Origin of the sequence: Neobacillus phoenicis (genome assembly GCF_047302305.1) — a bacterium.
Taxonomy (GTDB): domain Bacteria; phylum Bacillota; class Bacilli; order Bacillales; family Cytobacillaceae; genus Neobacillus.
Map to the genome: position 1 here is coordinate 5,177,701 of NZ_CP154847.1, position 17,337 is coordinate 5,195,037.

Consider the following 17,337-nt stretch of genomic DNA (forward strand, 5'->3'; position numbering starts at 1 on the left):
TCTATGAAAGCTGGTAACGAGGATTATCTAGCGTTTTAACCGTTCCTTCTTCATTAACAATTACTTTCTTAAAACCTACCTCTTCTATTTCACCATAATTATGACCCGCATCCCCAGGGTACGCTGCAAAGAATACGAATGGCTCATTTCCTGTATTCACGGTGCGATGGGCCCAATTTGGCGGTACGTAAGAAATAGTTCCAGGTTTCATATCCAATTCTTCATAATCACCATCTTGTGTTTGCATAACAAGTTTTCCTATACCTTTAAAACAGAAATAGATTTCTGCTCTGTTCAAAATTTCATGGTAATGGCCTTTTGTCATAAAATATTCTTCACCGACTTTTCCTGGATATAAAACAGTAATGCAATGCTGAATGTGCTCAATATTCTCTGGAACTTCTACATTAAATACTTCATAAACAAGGGGATTTTCGGCCAACAATGCTTGTGCAGCTTCTTGATCCTGATACATATCAGCCATATCAGAAAGATTTCTTGTAATAACTTTTCCTTTAGGCTCTAAAACGGATTGAGAATCAATGTACATTGTGTTAAATGGTTTAAAATATTTTGTCATTTCGGCTTTTCTCTCCAATCAATATTGTTTAGTTGATTTAATATTGGAATATTCAAAAAATTCAAGATCTAGCTAATTGTTCATAAACAGGAACAAGCTGCTCATAGGCTTGATTAAAAGTTGTGTACAAGTTCTGATAGACTACCTTGTTTTCTTGTATTGGCTTAATTGTCTCTTTTTTATGGACCCATTTTTTTGACTCTTCAAAATCCTTTAGAATCCCCACTCCAACTGCACCAGCAATCGCAGCGCCCATTGAAGTAGCTTCATCCAGTAAATGTGGGACCATAATTTCCACACCATAAATATCTGCAAAGATTTGCTTCCACAAATCACTTTTGGCAGCTCCGCCTAAAACCCACATTTTATCAATATTAACTCCTGCTTTAATAAAAGAATCCATAATGACCTTGAGGTTAAACGTTACACCTTCCATAACGGCTCTTGTCATGTCTGCGCGATTGTGCGTGATATGTAGACCGACAAAAGTCCCTCTTGCATCTGGATTCCACCTTGGAGAGCGTTCCCCCATTAAATAAGGAAGGTAAAGCAATCGATTCGAACCTGGAGGCGATGATGCAACAGTTTCATTCATGAAATCATAGACATTACCTCCTTGTTGATTCGCCAATTGCTTCTCATTCGAATAAAGCTGATCCCGTACCCATTGATAAGAAGCTCCCGCAGATTGCATGGTTCCATTCGGGGAATATTTTGTAGGGTCGAGATGAACCCATGTATACGTTTTCATTTCTGGGTCAAAAATAGGTTCATCTGTTGCTAAAGCAATCCAAGATGAGGAACCAATATAATTAAATGCATCACCGTTGGAAACCACTCCAACACCTGCTGCAGCGCAGCAGCCATCTCCCCCGCCAATGACTACGGGTGTATTCGGTATGAGTCCCGATTCTTGAGCAGCTTTCTGCGTTACCCCTCCGACAATATGTGTAGAAGGAAAAACGTTCGGCAAAATACTCTCATCTAATTCCCATGCTTGAAGAATTTTAGATGACCATTCTTTTTTTCTAATATCAAACAAATTCATTCCTGAAGCATCAGAGTAGTCGGTGGCAAATTCACCGGTTAACATATGTACAAGAAAGTCTTTTGCATGAAGAATTTTGTAGGCTTCCTGAAAAATCTTGGGCTGGTTATTTTTAACCCAAACCAGTTTCGCCCCTGAATAGGAAGAGCTAATTCGGTGACCCGTAATCTGGTAAACATCCTCCATGCCCAAAGCATCTCTTAATTTATCCGCCTCAGCCTCCGCCCTCATATCTGCCCAAATAATGGCATCTCGTAAAGGATTCCCATCTCGATCAACAAGGACACACCCCATCATTTGTCCACTGAATGTAACACAAGCAATCGAATGAGCGTCGATCTTACTGTTTTGAATTAATAGTTTCGTTGTTTCACAGACCGCTTTCCACCAGTCATTTGGATTTTGCTCCGCCCAACCTACCAATGGAAAATTTGTATTATACCCACTGAATGTACTCCCAACAATTGAACCATCTTCGGAAAACAAAGTAGCTTTATTTCCAGTAGTACCAATGTCATGCGCAAGTATATATCGGCTCGACACATGAATTCCCCCCTATCTTATTAATCATTGAATGGATAAGTTAACGGTGAAATTCGTTAAATCTCCTCTGTAACGGGCTAATGAAAATTCAAAAACTCGGTTATCATCTAAAAATCCAGTTGTTTTTATAAACATCACAGCTGAAACCTTCTCCAACTCTAACCATTTCGAATCTTCCTCAGAAGCAACCATTGCTTCCATTACCCTCTTTGCTCTTTGTATTTTCAAGTTATACTTAGTTTGGAGTGTTTCATACAATGATACATTCGTTAAATCTTCATTAATCAAACCCGGGGCTAACGCTTTTGGAATATAAGTTGAAACAACCACAACGGGATTGTCCTTTATATATCGTAATCTCTTCATAAAAATAAAAGTTGAATAGTCTGTTCCGAATACGCTTTCTAATTCGGGCGTTGTTGAGACTTCTTTTAATTCTATAACCTTTGTAGAATAGGGAAGTCCTTTTGATTTCATTTCGTTTTGAAAACTAGTTAAATTTTCAAGGAACTCCTGACTAATTTTAGGTTTTGCTACAAAGGTCCCTAATCCTTTTTTACGACTTAGGACTCCTTCATTAACTAATTCGTTAATCGCCTGTCTGACTGTTGGTCTACTAATTTCAAACTTCTCTCCTAAATCTCTTTCAGAAGGAATCATCTCTTCTGGTTTTAAATTCCCCTTTTCAATTTCCTTCTTAATTAGTTCTTTTAACTGATAATAAAGCGGTAATGGACTTTCTTTATTAATTGCGTTACTTAGTACCAAAAAAATCACCTCATAAACTTTCGAAACTTGTTAACCTAACAGGTCAGCATGATGTTAGGTTGTCTTTACCAGTTGTCTTAAAAATAATATAACTAATGTCCAAATGAATGTCAATCTTATTTTCTGAATATTTTATAAAGTTAATAAGTAATGATGTTAAATTTGGAAAACTAAAAAGAACCCCCTTTGACTTTTAAATCAAGGGGATCCTTTTAAAGAATTCAACATCTCTTCCTATTTTTAGATCATCAAAATCTCCCTAATATCCTCTTCGGTTAGAGTTGCTATCACTTTTTCATCCGAATCAATCACTTCATCGATTAAATCTCTCTTCTTATCCTGCAACTCATTCATTTTTTCCTCGATAGTGCCACGAGCCACGAGCTTGATAACCTGAACGACATTTTTCTGGCCCATCCGATGGGCGCGGTCCGCTGCTTGCTCCTCGACAGCTGGATTCCACCATGTGTCATAAAGAATGACGGTATCGGCACTCATCAGATTAAGGCCTGTTCCCCCAGCTTTCAAGGAGATTAAGAATAAATCCCGCTCCCCGCGATTAAATCGGTCGCAGATTTCTACTCGTTCCTCTGCCGGCGTTTGACCATCTAGGTAAAAGAATGGCAGTCCCTTCGCTTGTAATCTTCTGCCGATCAATTCAAGCATTTTAGTAAACTGAGAAAAGATGAGCACCCTCCTACCTGAAAACTTCGACTCATCCACAATCCGCATCAGCTGATCCAGCTTGGCCGAACCACCTTTATAGCCATCCACAAACAATCCAGGGTGACAACAAAGCTGTCGCAACCGCGTTAAGCCAGCCAATATTTTAATCCGATTTTTCCGAATCGTATCCCTATCGAGATGCTTCAACGTATCGTGCCTTAATTTCGCTAGATAAGCAGCATACAGCCTCTTTTGTTCAGGATACAACTCCACAGATTCACGCGACTCCATTTTTTCAGGAAGCTCTGCGAGTACATCCTCCTTCAAACGGCGAAGGAGAAATGGACGAATTCTCCTTGCAATGTTTTTTCTTGAAAGCTTACTATATTCCTTTAATCCTAAGAACAGCTCCGGAAAGACCACATGAAAAATCGACCACAGCTCTTCGAGTGAGTTTTCAACCGGGGTACCCGTTAGTGCAAAGCGATGACGTGAATGCAGTTTTTTCGCCGCTCGGGCTGTTTGTGTTAATGGATTTTTAAAGGCTTGTGCCTCATCAAAAAACAATGCATAGAAGTTCTGTTTCTCTAACCAGCTAATCTCTCGACGCAATAGGGGGTAGGAGATAATCATCACATCAACATCCTCAATCCTATTTAGCAGCTCAGACCTCTCAGCTTTATCTCCGTCCACCACTATTGCCACCAACTCGGGAGCAAATTTCCGAATCTCACTCAGCCAGTTATAGGTTAACGATGCAGGGCAAACAATCAGAACCGGCTCCTTGCTCTTACGAATCTCAGGCAGCTCGGACACAATATACGCCAAGCTTTGAATGGTTTTTCCAAGCCCCATATCATCTGCTAAAATCCCACCGAAGCCATAGTGTGCCAGTGTTTTCATCCATTTGTATCCAAGCTTTTGATACTCTTTCAGAATGTGTGCTAAACTAGTTGGCACCTCAAAATCAAGCTGTCCCGGGTTCATGAGATGGTCTAGGAACTGGCTGAAGGATTCTTCCAGCTTAAACGCATCACTCACCTCCACCACATCAAGAAGCTGTAGACTTTGCTCGACCGGTACCTCCAATCCTGCAGCCAAGTCTTTATCCTTCATTTGAGGGGACTGAATAAATCGTTGTATTTCATTCATTTCTCTCGATTCTAATGAAAAAAGTGAGCCATTTGGCAAACGGTAATATTTCCGTTTTTCCTCCAACGCGGCTAATACCTCACGAATTTGGTGTTCTGATATACCATCCATTTCAAATTTAAATTCCAGCCAGTTTGTCCGTTCTTTTTTGACCTTCACCCTTATTTGCGGATGGGTAGTCCCTCTGAAAATCCGATTTCTAACAGCTGTCGTTGCATAAATTCGCACCAGCTTTTGCAGTTTTGGAAGCATATGAACAAGAAACTCATACTCCAGCTCCTCATTATGCAAAAAGTAACCCCCGTCCGTCGTGGCGAACTCGCTATCCCTCAAAAGCTGTAGAATCTCATCTTCCTTCTCTACCTCTCTTATTATCAGGCTGTCAGCTGGCAGCTCTCTTTTTTCCAGGGGGTTAATCATCATGTGATCATAATGAAACTCAAGGCCGGCAAGCAGTCGATTACTTACGCGGTCCAAGTAGAGCTTAGCCACCAATGGGGTACTCATGACCTGTTTCCTGATCGATTCCGCGATCGTCACTTGTCCTAGCTTTTTTAATCCTGGTGCGACTTTTTCTAGGAAAAACGAGATCTTGCCTTCCGGAATCGGAATTTGATCCTTTCCTGTATTAGACAGCATTTGTTTTAGCTCGGTGAGACGCTTGCAGTCTTGCGCCTCTAACTGCTTGATTTTCCCTTCATACAAAACAGACCGATACGCATCTAAGACCAGCACCTGCTCAAAGCCATTAACATGCAATTGATACCCATTCCCTTTTGTTTCTGTAAACTGAAACTGCAATGGCGGCAATTCATCAGAGATGTGAATTCCTTTAAAAGTCTGCCCGTCATACACAAGCTTTACCTGAGGGACCTTTACAAGTAACGGTTGCAGTTGTTCCCAAGAGGAAGCGGGGATTGGCAAAATTTTATGTTCAACGGTGTCAGGCACCTTTTTCATATATATCTTTTCATCACGCTGTACTTGAATGAGCAGTTGAAGGACGTCATCGGTTTCCTTTGTAAAACAATGCTTACTTGGGTCATACGTAAAGTGCCCTGAAAGAGCGACTGGCCTGCCTATACCTACTGGTTCTAAAAAGGCACGAATATCCGTCACGTTTGTTGAATCGACAGCCATTTCAATACCAAAAAGGTGGTTCCCTTTACCAAGATCCACTGGGCGGCAGATAAGCTCCACCTCAAGAACCTTCCTCGTTTCGAAATGGTTCTGGTGGCCACTAGAGCGGACAGGACGATCCGAGAAAAGGGTGAATAAGCCTTCAGTTAAACCCGGATTGCTAGATATGTTTGGGATAGTTCCATGTTGTTGATGCTCGTAAATTGCCAATAAAACAGCCGCAATATGCTGGCAATCCTTATTAAATGACGCAAGCTTCGGGCAACTGCATTCCGTCCTCAACTCCCCATCTGCACCCGTTTCAATCACCACATGAAAAGCTTCATCAGCTGTAACCGTCGCTTGGCAACGTTCAGGTTCATAGTGCTCAAAGATCACTCTGTCCGTTCGGTAAAAATACTCCCCTCGTTTGAAGGAGACAGTGCCGCACATTTCTTTGATGAGTTTATTGTTTATCAGTTTGTTCACGTGCTTTCCCCCTCCTCATGAGGATCAGATTCAATAGTAAGATTGTAACACAAACAAACAAGAGAAGGGGACAGTCCCCTGCTGCGCTAAAGCGCCGGGGGACTGTCCCTCACTCTTCTCTGTAATCTCTTAAATTAAAATAGCCAACATAGCTTACTGGTCTAAATTCTACTGCTTTATATACGGGTATCATCATCTGGTCAAACTGAAATAATTTATCCACATACTCATAATGATCCGAAAGTCCTTGGTAGGTTTCAGGGGTTAAATCCCTGAAATATTCATTCTTCAGCACATAAGCCGTTTCTAATTCCTTTAGGCTATTTTTAATTATTCCTTGATACGGGGAAAGCTCCGAAGGGATCACCATACTTTTGAGTCCTAAGATAATCTCCTCCCCTTGCTTCATACTTTCCACTCGATTCAACTCGATTTCTTCTTTGGATTTTCCCTCCGCTATCGCTGTTAAAAAGGCGGTTTCGGATTTTTTTTGTTTGCTAACAAGCCTAATAATATCATTTTGAAAATGGATTAACGCCACCTGCTGCTGCCGAACGGTCGAAATACTGGCTTGCTTGTTTTTGGGTACTTGAATAAAACTTTGTATTAGAAGGAAAAGGCATCCCACCGCTAGGACTAGACTAGCTGCATATTTAAACCTCTGGATGTGTTGGGATGTTCGGGAAGATTTTTTAGATTGCTTTATTATTTTCTTTTTAATGGTCTTTGAAAGCTCTAGATCCTTAAAATAGGTATCGTCGAGACATTCCTTTAATGAACGAAGCTCATCTTCCATCATCATCCCTCGTTTCTTTTTGAACCTTCTTTTGTAAAAGCTCTTTTGCCCTTCTTAAGCGTGTCCGGACTGTGTTTTCACTTAGTTGTAAAAGAGAGGAGATTTCATCTACCCGATAATTTTCATAATAAAAGAGAATAATCACTTCCCTGTACTTTACAGGCAAGTTAAGCACAGCTGCAGCTAATTCCTTTTTTTGCGATCTTTCTAAAACCTGATCTAACACGCTATCCCTTACAGTGGTTTGCTTAGGCGCAAAATCTAAATAAAGCAAATTCCTAAAGGACCAGCTCTTCAAATAATCCTTACAAAGGTTGATGGTTATGGAATAAACCCATGTTTTCAATGAGGATTCTCCCCGAAAATGATCCCAGTTCTTATAACATTTCAAGAATGCTTCCTGTGTGAGATCCTCTGCTATTTTTTGATCCTTAACATATGTAAACGCAAGCTTTAGTACCTTGCTTCCTATTGTTTCCACTAGTTCCTCCAGCATGGCATCTTTATTAATACTCGATACATCAATGGGAGCTGGCTGCTTCGGTTTATTTATCTTCATTGGGTCCCCCCGTTTCTATACTTTCTCTCCTGATTTATTAGACGATACTTTGTCGGTATTTTATTCATTTATTTTTTTAAAAAATCGTAAATTATAATTTTCGAGTTTAATGAAATCGGACTTTTTGTCCATATATATTTCCCTCACCTAATGAATAAAATGACTATGACCCTTATTAATCTACTATCTATGAAAGTAGGTATCTGGCAATGAAGCACAAAATACATCGATGTAATTGCAGAAAGGTTTGGTCCATTCAAAACCGAAAGACCAAGACCATAGCGAGTTCCATACTTCTAGATGGCCATTGGGAAGCTGAATTGAAGCCCGAAAGAAAATGCAACCCCAAAGGCTTTGTTACTACAAATAATAGTCAGGCTATTATTTTTAATCCTCCCCACGAACTTATGGAACAATATGAAAAAGTCGCCCAATTGATTTATGACAAAAAGAATGTAGATTTTAATATCGACCACGGTGAATATTTATATTTTACTGAAGATGGCAGCTGCTATATTCTAAGAAAAATAGACTAAGTGAAACTGCTAATGGCTCCTCTCTTGAAGGGTGAAACATGATTACTGGCGTATGAATATGTTTTACTGTCGTATGAGCATGTTTTACTGGCGGATAGACTCTATTTACTGTCTGATAAGCCCTCATTACTGTCATTAGGCTTATTTTGAAACACAAAATGAATTTAATCAAACGTTTGATGAGTTTTTCAAGCAGGTTCGTTCTTATCCATAAAGAATATAAGAGGATATCATGTTTCTTTAAGGTGGTTCAAAATATGGGAATGTCTGAGTATTATCAAAAACTACGTGAGAAAGTAGGAAATGAGTTAATTTTTATGCCAAGTGTTGCTGGAATCGTTCGGAATAAGGCAGGAGGCGTTTTGTTACAGAACAAAGGAAATGGAGAAAAATGGAGTCTTCCCGCAGGGGCCATTGAGCTTGGAGAAGCACCTGCTGAAGCAGTCGTCCGTGAAGTATGGGAAGAGACTGGTCTATTTGTTGTACCTCAGAAGCTGCTGGGGGTATTTGGTGGAAAGGATTTCCGTTATCAATATCCCAACGGCCATCAGGTTGAGTATAACATCTTTATGTTTGAGTGTGAGATTCAGCGTGGGGAGCTAAATCCAATCGATACTGAGACAGCTGAACTCCGTTATTTCCAACCAGAGCACATGCCGGAACTTGCCCTGCCTTACCCAAAGCATTTATTTACCCAGACAAAGCCAGGAGAGCTGTATTTTCAGTGGGATGAACAGTGGTTAAGTAGCCTTACTCTGAGAGATCTAAAAAGCCCCCTCTAATTAGAAGGGGGCTCTGCTAGAACAAAGGATAATTTTCCTTTGTTCTAGAACGGAAAATCCTTCCCTCTTTTATCGCGGACAATAACCTCATACGGCTGGTTTCCTACCTTTGCATTCAAGTCTTCACTATCAAGGAACGCCTTAATCTCGTCACGAATTTTTCCAACCGTCTTTTCCGTCCCTTCATCTGAAGCAGTCATACTAGTTTTAATTATGATTTTCATCTTTTCCGGCTTATACGAATAACCATATCCGGAAACTTTATACTCCTTCTTCAGTGCTAGCCCTTCGTGGATACTCCTCAAATAATCCATCCACAAACCCTCACGCTTGTTGTTCTCTACATCTACCACATCCATCACTACTTCTTTATCCGAACCGTTCGCTTTTGCAAGCTCAAATGTGGCCTTTTGGATTTCATCAACGCGCTTTTCTGTTAACGGAATACTTACCTCTATTTTCGGGTTATACGGGTTAACGGTCATAATATCATAACCTGAGCTCCTTAGTCCTTCTTCCAATTTCAATCCAAGCTGCCTCATTTGTTTTTCTTCTTCGGTCTCTTCCACAATTTCTGGAGTGAAAGAAGACACTTTGATTTCATACGAATCATACCCTTTACTTTTCAGGATGTCCTCTACGATCCCTGTGATTTTTCCTCTCTCCCGGTCCGCATCCTTTTCAGACCCCTCCACTCGAATCTCAAACAATACCTTTTTTCCAGGGGTCATTCCCAAAGCGAGATTCTTGTATCCTTCCTTCTCCAAAGCATCATGGATTAGTTCAAAAACTGGTTTTGTTTGGAACACCTGCCCCAAATAAGGAATCTTTGAAGCCATTTCCGCTATCGATGGACTGAGGAAGGCCGAGCCAGTTAGGATACAAAGACCCACGACTGCAGCTGCAGCAAACTGGAATTTTCTATTTCTCCTCTTTTTCACTACTGGGGAATCTTGAATATCTTTCACTTTCGATTCCTCCTTAATATTCCTAGCATAATCGTACAGAGATGAAGGAACCTGAATTTTTTCCATATCTTCCTCAATTTCTTTCTTTAAAAACTCATCCATCTTCATTGTGGATTCACCCCTATCATCTGTTTTTCTAGCAATCTTTTTTTCAATGCGTTCCGTGCCCGCCGCAGTTGTGATTTAACCGTGGAACTATTGATTCCAAGTAAATCAGACACTTCCTGAATCGTTAATTCTTGATAATAATAAAGTAGAAGGACATTCCGGTAATCCCTGTTCTCAAGGGACCATATGCCCCTTCTTATTTCATTTTCCGTTTCCTCTTTTAACACACTATCCACCACACCCTGCTCATCACGCAGAAATTCTAATTCAAGTACCGATTCTCTCAATCTACCGTTTTTTCTTAATACATCAATGGAGCGGTGTGACACTAGTTTATAAAACCATGTACTGAAAAAACGAATTTCCTTCCCGCTCATAATGTTTCTGTACGCTTCAATCATTGAGTTTTGGACGACCTCTTCCGCCTGTTCCTTCGATTGAAGAATCGAATAACTGGAACGATATCCTTTTTCAATCAACGGATGAATGAGTTCAGCAAACGCTGAGTCCTCTCCATTGCGAATCCGCTCGATCAGCTTTTTCTGATCCATGATAGAAGCACCTCCTTCTTTGTTTCATTGGTTGTACCTTTTAGGCGACGGTAAACCCATTTAGGTTGCATATTATGTAAAAAAAAAAGGATCAGTTGGTACCCATATAATGGGGGTGAACTTCCTCCATACGTTTAAGAATCTATAGATCTGCCCCAACTAGAGAACAATAGAAGTCAGTGTCATGGCTTTCTGATTAAGTATAGGGAGAATTCTACACAGTTTTTGAAGAATTCTACACAAAATCAAATGAATTCTACATAAAATCAATGGAATTCTACACAAAAAAGGAATAATTCTACATAAAATTAAAGGAATTCTACAAATTCAAGAAGGGATTCTACAAAATATGGAAAATACTTCCGATAAATTAAAAAATAACAAATAAAAAAGCAGGGCTACACGCCTCGCTTTTTTAAACATATTATCTCTTTATTGGTCGCTCCAACGTTAAAATCTCATCTTCAAGTGATGCATACCGCTCTTCCACCACACGTTTTACATCTAAAACGGCCGCATTATAAAAATGTGGCGCAAGTGTCTCCTTCACAAAATCTAAAACTCTTTCTGCTGCAAATTCAGATAGTTCTTCGTCTCTCTCATCAGAAAAGAAAGATTGAATGTCAGAGATCATTACCTGTTGCTGCTCTTTTGTTAGTTTAAAAAACATCATAGCCCACTCCTTACAATTTCAATACTGTCACTATACCTGTGAAAGTTTGAAAATTATAGGCTATATTTTTCCGATAATTTGTGTCAACAAATGGTCAACCTTTTACGACCTGCTCATCTAACCAATGTATCATATCCTCAAAAAATTGTTCCCGCTCTAAATCATCAAACGGCCGGTGCCTCATATGAGGGTATTCAAATTTCTGTTTGTTTGAAGAAGAAACGGTATCAAAGAATTGGTGAAGCTTCGCAGGTGGCGTTAGTTCATCTGCCAGCCCATACTGTAGTAAAAAAGGCAGTTTAATAGATTTTGCCTCATTCGCTATCCTAGCCACTGTTCGCATTAGACCACGTCCCAACCCAGGTGTGACGACATCATGGCGTAACTCATCCGCAACTAGTCTATCAAGTTCCTCAGGATCCTTAGTTAATATTTGCGGGTTACCGGTTTTTACAATACTATAATCCGGTTTAAGTTTCCCCATTAACGTAATAAGGATTCTTTCTGTAGGTGTAACCTCATACGAAATAGCAGGAGAAATGGCAATGAGCCCTGCCAGTCCTTCACTATGATCCAACGTATAATCAAGAACAATTACTCCACCAATGCTATGCCCCACAATAAAGAGTGGCAGTTCAGGCAACTCCATGGCTACCAACTTTCGAAACGCAAGTAAATCATTTCTATATTCATCCCAGTCTCGAATGAATCCCCTTTTACCTGAGCTTTTACCATGTCCACGTAAATCAAAGGCATATACCAAATAATCCTCATTTACCAAACTCTTGCTAAGGTTTTGCAATCCTCCACTATGGTCCCCATGACCATGTACCAAAATAACAACTGCTTTTGGAGCTGTTGCCTTCGGATACAGTGTTTGATAATATAATTCCACTCCGTTCACACCCTTGAAATTCCCCTCTTTTTTCATTCCCGTCCCCCGCCTTTATATATGTTTTCAATCTGGTATTTTCACACTATAATGCCGCATCGATCTTGGTATTCCTTTTAGCTCCAGGGCTCCGCTATAGATTAAATGCCTAATTCGATACTCTAGATAAGAATCACCCACTATTTCTTCCATTTTATGAATGGTTTCTCCAATTACTCTCCCTGTCCGGATAAAATCTTTTGCTTCTTGCTTTTTATGCAAATTGCTGATTGTTTCTAAAATAATTTCATCAAAATAATCACTGGGCACGCTGGTCACTTTTCCATTTTTCCATAGACGTAAAATCTCGTTGGATTGCGTAAGTAATTCCCATTCTTTTAGTAATTGGACCCGTTCCTCCTGGGTTAAGGAAATGGCCGATTGGCTTTTTTCAAAAAGAACTCTTAAGTGATCAGGATGCAGCATATTAGAGTAAGGTTTCTCATCATTCGAGTGAATCCATTGCTTATAAAGCTCGGTCGTATTAGCAACATGGATTTCATTCTCTTTGTTCCTTAATATATGCAAAAGAAATCGGAGTCCAGTTTGTTCATTCCCATTATTAGCCGTCCAAATGTATATAGGTACATCCTCCGGAATGTCCTCTATTTCTAGTACTGTCTTAGTAAAATGATTTTCTAGCTCGTAGTCATCCTGTTCTAGATTTATATTCTCATTTAACCAATTATGCCGATCATCTTGTCCAACTTTCTCATCGAGCTTCCATAACGGCCCAATTGAAAATAAATCCTTGAAGGCAATGACCGTTTTTGGCTGGTCTAATCCTACCTTTAAAGCACCCGCAGTCGAGTCAGAAGATACAAGATGTACCGGACCATTTTTCTTTATAGGAGTAGAAGTTTTTCTATGTATTCGTATGAGTTCATTTATTTTACCTACCATGAAGTTGACATTATCCTGCCTTATAAAATAACCTCTACCTTCTAGTGGACTATGTTCTTCATGATTAAATTCCTCGAACCCTTCCGTAATTTCATAGGTTTCCCATCCACCTTGTTTAGACAATTGGGAAACAGTTAAATAGTTATCTCCTCGTATTTCATAAACAAAGACTACATTCGGTTCTGTGAAAAAATAGATGTATGGATAATTATTTCTAGTTTTCATGGCAATCCACCTCTTTTTTAATTAAACGTTTGATTAGTTTTTTCAACCCTTATATACCAATGGTTCCAACCATTTAATCAAACGTTTGATTAGTTTTCTAGCTCACTCAATCATTCCTTTTTCTTTCATTCTATGTTACTGTCTTTAAAAAACAAAACATTTTTAAAAAGAGGGATATTTATGAACATACTTTGGGATTTCGACGGGACTCTTTTTGATACCTATCCGGCCCTTGTGGAGGGATTCATCGGCTTAAGTAAACAGAATCTAGACCGCACGGAAGTCTTGAGATGGCTAAAAAAAGATTCCAAAACGGCTTTTAAACACTATGGTATCGATGAGAGCCAACGAGAGGAATACACACGATTACATAACTATTATTCAAAAAATGAGAGCCAACCGTTTGAGCAATTAGAGGCGGTTCTAGCTTCTGTAGAAAGTAATATTATAGTTACTCATCGTGATATGGAATCAACCATTTTTCTCCTTGAAAAATACAATTTAAAAAAGTATTTTAAGGACGTTGTTTCAGTGGAAGAGCAAGGTTTCACTAGAAAACCACATAGTGCTTCATATGAATATGTACTGAAAAATCACCATATTGATTTGGTAGTGGGTGACCGTGAGTTGGATTTGATTCCGGCTAGGAAGCTAAATATTAAAACAGTTGCCTTTCAAAACCGCGACATTGAAGCCGATTTCCATATTGATAGCTATTCTGAATTCATTCCAGTGGTTCTTAACCAGCTAAAAAGACCCCTTTGATCAGTTAGATCGAGGGGGCGAATTTTTTTAATCAAACGTTTGATTAGTTCCCCAAACCCTTACATACCAAGGACTTCATCGATTAAATCAAACGTTTGATTAGTTTTTATGGCTATGTAATTCCAATTCACATTGTGAATAATAACGGACAGTTTTGCCTGTCTTTGTTGCATATTCAATTTCATTTCTGGTGCTGCTTCCGATATAGCCATCAACATCAATAATAAAAATCTCATCCGCCAGATCAATTTTCTTAAGATGAATTTTTGCAAATAGCTCTTCTTGTTCCTTTGTTATTTCTATACCTTCACTTTGTTCAAAGAAACCAAGGCTAATGACGGCATTCCCTTGCAACGTCAGATATACATTTGCTTTTTCAAACTGCTCCTTAAACTTAGTAGAACCGCACAACGTAATGACCTTCACAAAACTCCTACCTACTTTCCCGTGTCTTTTTTCACCAAAATCATAACACTTCTTCAATCCATTCGTCAGTTCATTGATTCAGAAGAATAATGTTTCTGTTTTCATGATTTAATATTAATTCCTTATCTGGTTAAAATATCAATATTTATACTCTATCAGCAAACTAAAATTAGTTGCATATATAAAAGGGGATTTCTTGATGGGTTTTAAGGGAAGAATAATTGCTATTTTATTCATTGGATTTTGTAGGTTAATTTTTATTTTTTTGGATTTAACACAACATGATGTAATCAGTCCTTTTGAAATATGTTTTACAATTCTATTATTTATACCCATGTACTTCTTTGGACTGCAGTACGATAAGGCAAGATATTACTCCAAGGAAGTCAAAGATATCTTCGAAAACGGACACATTATGCTATGGAAGTGGGAGAGGAAAACGAATTCAGCTAGAGTATCCACTGGTTGCGAACAAATATATGGATATAGCAGCAAAGAATTTAATAATGATGGGCTCTTGTGGATAAAAGTGGTTTATGAGAAGGATAAAACAATAGCTGAAGGATTTCAAAAAGAAACACTAAAAGGCAGAGTGTATTCTTCTCAATATAGGATTGTTCATAAAAGCGGGAAAGTTAAATGGGTACAAAATATGGCTAACCCCGTTTTCGATAAGAATGGAAAATTCATTAAGATAAACGGTGTAACGATTGATATCACAAAGCAAAAAGAAAAAGATATGAACTATAGAAAACTAATTGATACTTCCCCTGTTGCGAATATCATTATTAAAGATGAAGTGATTTTATATGTGAATAATGAAGCGATGAGATTAATAGGTGCTAACAAATTAAATGACGTGATTGGTAAAAAAATACAAACCTTTCTATCAGATGAACAAAAGAACCTATCCAATCATAGATTAAAACAGCTATTTTCTGGGGAGGTAGATAAACTTCCCTTTTATGAATATAAAGTACAAAAGTTGAACGGAATGATTATTGATGTTGAATCTTCAGCAATTAAAACTAGTTACAATGACGAGGAAGCTATATTGGTAGTAGGTAAAGACATTACAGAAGAAAAAAAGGCTCAAAATGAATTAAAGAAAGTATTAAAAGAGTTACAAGATATGGCTTTTTATGATTCTTTAACTGGTCTGTTAAATCGAAATTCTCTAAATAAATATATAGAAGCGCAATTAAAAGTACTAAATCCAAATATAGATACTCTTTCTATTTTATTTATAGACTTTGATCGTTTTAAAAATATTAATGATACATTAGGTCATAAATATGGTGACATAATGTTACAGAAAGCTGCTGAAATTTTAATTGAATGTGTAAATAACAAAGAACAGGTATTTAGATACGGTGGCGATGAGTTTGTCATTGTTTTGAACCAGACAACATCAAAAGCAGAAATTATTTCACAAAAGATCATCGATAGGTTTTCAGATACCCTCCTTATAAATGGTGTTGAAGTATTCACCACTCCCAGTATCGGTATAAGTTTATATCCTAGTGATGGAAAAAATGCTGAAGAATTAATGAAAGCAGCGGACATCGCGATGTATTTTGCAAAAGAGAGTGGAAAAAATACCTACAAATTTTTCAATCGTGCAATTGGAGAAAGAACAAATAAAAGTATTGTTATTGAAAGGGAATTAAGAAAAGCACTTAAAGATAATCAATTAATCCTCTATCTCCAACCTAAGATTCATCTATTTACCAACCAAATCATTGGTTATGAATCATTAATTCGTTGGGATCATCCAGAGCTAGGAATGGTTTCTCCAAGCGAATTTATTCCTATTGCTGAAGAAACTGGTATGATTGTAAAATTAGGTGAATGGGTTTTACAACAAGCTTGTCAAAAGGCACTAGAACTAAGCAAGTTCAAAGACAAAGAAATACCAATTGCTATAAACATTTCGGTAAAACAATTTGCCGATTCTAATTTCGTAAAAAACTCAAAAGAAATTATAGAAAAAACAAGATGTAAACCATCTTTATTAGAATTTGAAATTACCGAAACCGTCATGCAAGATATGTTTTCTAGTATTAAGATTGTCAAAGAACTAAAAGCAATGGGCCTAAAAATTTCTATGGATGATTTCGGTACGGGATATTCAAATCTAAGCATATTAAGTGAAATGGATATTGATATTTTAAAAATAGATCGCTCGTTTGTGAAAAGAATGAATGAAAATAGTAAATCACTATCACTTGTCAAAACCATTATTAACATGGGACATAGTCTCGGTTTTGAAATTGTTGCAGAGGGAATTGAAACCTTGGAACAATTAGAGTTACTAAAAAACTTAAATTGTGATATTGGACAAGGATTTTACTTTAGTCCGGCTGTAACAATCGAAGAAATAATAAAATAAGTGAATAAGTAAGTTTACGACCATATACCTCTATTTCAATTATTACTAAAGTCAATAGTCAAAAAGCTACCAATATTCGAAGTTCTTATGAGGATGTTCCAATAACAACGTCAGGTATGGAAATAGTTATAAAGTATAAACAATAGTATTTCAATAAAAATGGAGCTTTGAATAATCTCAATGCTCCATTTTTTTCTCTGTGTCAAATAAGATATTGGCCTATATTACGTGGCTGCCGGTGCTGTTAGGCCTACGATTTTCCCCAGTTCTATCATCGTTTTTCTTCCGTTCAACTGCAGTTCCATTAGAATCTTTTTATCTACCTCATCCCTATCCATGTCTCCTCTTTTGTAATAA

Annotated in this window: 16 protein-coding genes and 1 pseudogene; 4 read left to right on the top strand and 13 right to left on the bottom strand. The window is 38.1% G+C overall.

The genetic code is table 11. The features are described from left to right. Nucleotide 1 precedes the first annotated feature (1 nt). The 6 genes from AA0X95_RS26380 to AA0X95_RS26405 all read right to left on the bottom strand — a co-directional run bounded on the left by AA0X95_RS26380 (nt 2) and on the right by AA0X95_RS26405 (nt 7,720). Complete coding sequence (locus AA0X95_RS26380) at nt 2-580, bottom strand: glucose-6-phosphate isomerase family protein (protein WP_413303556.1); 579 nt, start codon at nt 578-580, stop codon at nt 2-4. Between the two features lie 61 nt (nt 581-641). Continuing rightward, the gene (xylB, locus tag AA0X95_RS26385) at nt 642-2,171 is read right to left on the bottom strand and encodes a xylulokinase (protein WP_413303558.1); all 1,530 of its coding nucleotides are present in this window, start codon (nt 2,169-2,171) and stop codon (nt 642-644) included. 24 nt (nt 2,172-2,195) lie between these two features. Continuing rightward, complete coding sequence (locus AA0X95_RS26390) at nt 2,196-2,939, bottom strand: GntR family transcriptional regulator (RefSeq protein ID WP_413303561.1); 744 nt, start codon at nt 2,937-2,939, stop codon at nt 2,196-2,198. 240 nt (nt 2,940-3,179) lie between these two features. Then, entirely contained in the window at nt 3,180-6,365 is a 3,186-nt protein-coding gene (locus tag AA0X95_RS26395; RefSeq protein WP_413303563.1) for an SNF2 helicase associated domain-containing protein, read from the bottom strand. Between the two features lie 109 nt (nt 6,366-6,474). Further along, on the bottom strand, nt 6,475-7,167 hold the full coding sequence (locus AA0X95_RS26400) for a hypothetical protein (RefSeq protein ID WP_413303564.1): 693 nt from the start codon (nt 7,165-7,167) through the stop codon (nt 6,475-6,477). Further along, on the bottom strand, nt 7,151-7,720 hold the full coding sequence (locus tag AA0X95_RS26405) for a sigma-70 family RNA polymerase sigma factor (RefSeq protein WP_413303567.1): 570 nt from the start codon (nt 7,718-7,720) through the stop codon (nt 7,151-7,153). The genes AA0X95_RS26400 and AA0X95_RS26405 overlap by 17 nt, the downstream gene beginning before the upstream one ends. A 209-nt stretch (nt 7,721-7,929) precedes the next feature. Between AA0X95_RS26405 and AA0X95_RS26410 the strand changes: the two genes are divergently transcribed. Together AA0X95_RS26410 and AA0X95_RS26415 are read left to right on the top strand one after the other, a co-directional pair. Further along, complete coding sequence (locus tag AA0X95_RS26410; protein ID WP_413303570.1) at nt 7,930-8,256, top strand: hypothetical protein; 327 nt, start codon at nt 7,930-7,932, stop codon at nt 8,254-8,256. 257 nt (nt 8,257-8,513) lie between these two features. Continuing rightward, a complete protein-coding gene (locus tag AA0X95_RS26415) occupies nt 8,514-9,038 on the top strand; it encodes an NUDIX hydrolase (protein ID WP_413303572.1) in 525 nt (174 codons plus the stop codon). Between the two features lie 44 nt (nt 9,039-9,082). On the opposite strand, the gene AA0X95_RS26420 is transcribed toward AA0X95_RS26415, so the two are convergent. The 5 genes from AA0X95_RS26420 to AA0X95_RS26440 form a co-directional block, all read right to left on the bottom strand. Further along, nucleotides 9,083-10,114, bottom strand: coding sequence for a DUF4179 domain-containing protein (locus AA0X95_RS26420; protein WP_413303575.1), 1,032 nt, complete (start codon nt 10,112-10,114; stop codon nt 9,083-9,085). Further along, nucleotides 10,111-10,665 carry an RNA polymerase sigma factor gene (locus AA0X95_RS26425; protein WP_413303577.1) on the bottom strand — a complete coding sequence of 185 codons (555 nt, stop codon included), beginning with the start codon at nt 10,663-10,665 and terminating at the stop codon, nt 10,111-10,113. Before AA0X95_RS26425 ends, AA0X95_RS26420 begins: the two co-directional genes overlap by 4 nt. A gap of 424 nt (nt 10,666-11,089) precedes the next feature. Continuing rightward, on the bottom strand, nt 11,090-11,335 hold the full coding sequence (locus AA0X95_RS26430) for a DUF2164 domain-containing protein (protein WP_413310273.1): 246 nt from the start codon (nt 11,333-11,335) through the stop codon (nt 11,090-11,092). A gap of 97 nt (nt 11,336-11,432) precedes the next feature. Beyond that, nucleotides 11,433-12,269 carry an alpha/beta hydrolase gene (locus AA0X95_RS26435; protein ID WP_413303580.1) on the bottom strand — a complete coding sequence of 279 codons (837 nt, stop codon included), beginning with the start codon at nt 12,267-12,269 and terminating at the stop codon, nt 11,433-11,435. A gap of 27 nt (nt 12,270-12,296) precedes the next feature. Further along, nucleotides 12,297-13,397: a DUF1835 domain-containing protein gene (locus AA0X95_RS26440; protein WP_413303583.1), complete on the bottom strand. Its 1,101-nt coding sequence runs from the start codon at nt 13,395-13,397 to the stop codon at nt 12,297-12,299. Nucleotides 13,398-13,577: 180 nt separating this feature from the next. Here AA0X95_RS26440 and AA0X95_RS26445 point away from each other — a divergent pair, with 180 nt between their 5' ends. After that, nucleotides 13,578-14,162, top strand: coding sequence for an HAD hydrolase-like protein (locus AA0X95_RS26445; protein WP_413303586.1), 585 nt, complete (start codon nt 13,578-13,580; stop codon nt 14,160-14,162). A 99-nt stretch (nt 14,163-14,261) separates the two neighbouring features. Here AA0X95_RS26445 and AA0X95_RS26450 read toward each other — a convergent pair whose 3' ends face one another. Next, nucleotides 14,262-14,588 carry a hypothetical protein gene (locus AA0X95_RS26450; RefSeq protein ID WP_413303588.1) on the bottom strand — a complete coding sequence of 109 codons (327 nt, stop codon included), beginning with the start codon at nt 14,586-14,588 and terminating at the stop codon, nt 14,262-14,264. A 199-nt stretch (nt 14,589-14,787) separates the two neighbouring features. Between AA0X95_RS26450 and AA0X95_RS26455 the strand changes: the two genes are divergently transcribed. After that, on the top strand, nt 14,788-16,980 hold the full coding sequence (locus AA0X95_RS26455; RefSeq protein WP_413303590.1) for an EAL domain-containing protein: 2,193 nt from the start codon (nt 14,788-14,790) through the stop codon (nt 16,978-16,980). Nucleotides 16,981-17,210: 230 nt separating this feature from the next. On the opposite strand, the pseudogene AA0X95_RS26460 reads toward AA0X95_RS26455, so the two are convergent. Next, a pseudogene (locus AA0X95_RS26460) lies at nt 17,211-17,318 on the bottom strand (AsnC family transcriptional regulator); the annotation flags it as partial. Nucleotides 17,319-17,337 lie beyond the last annotated feature (19 nt).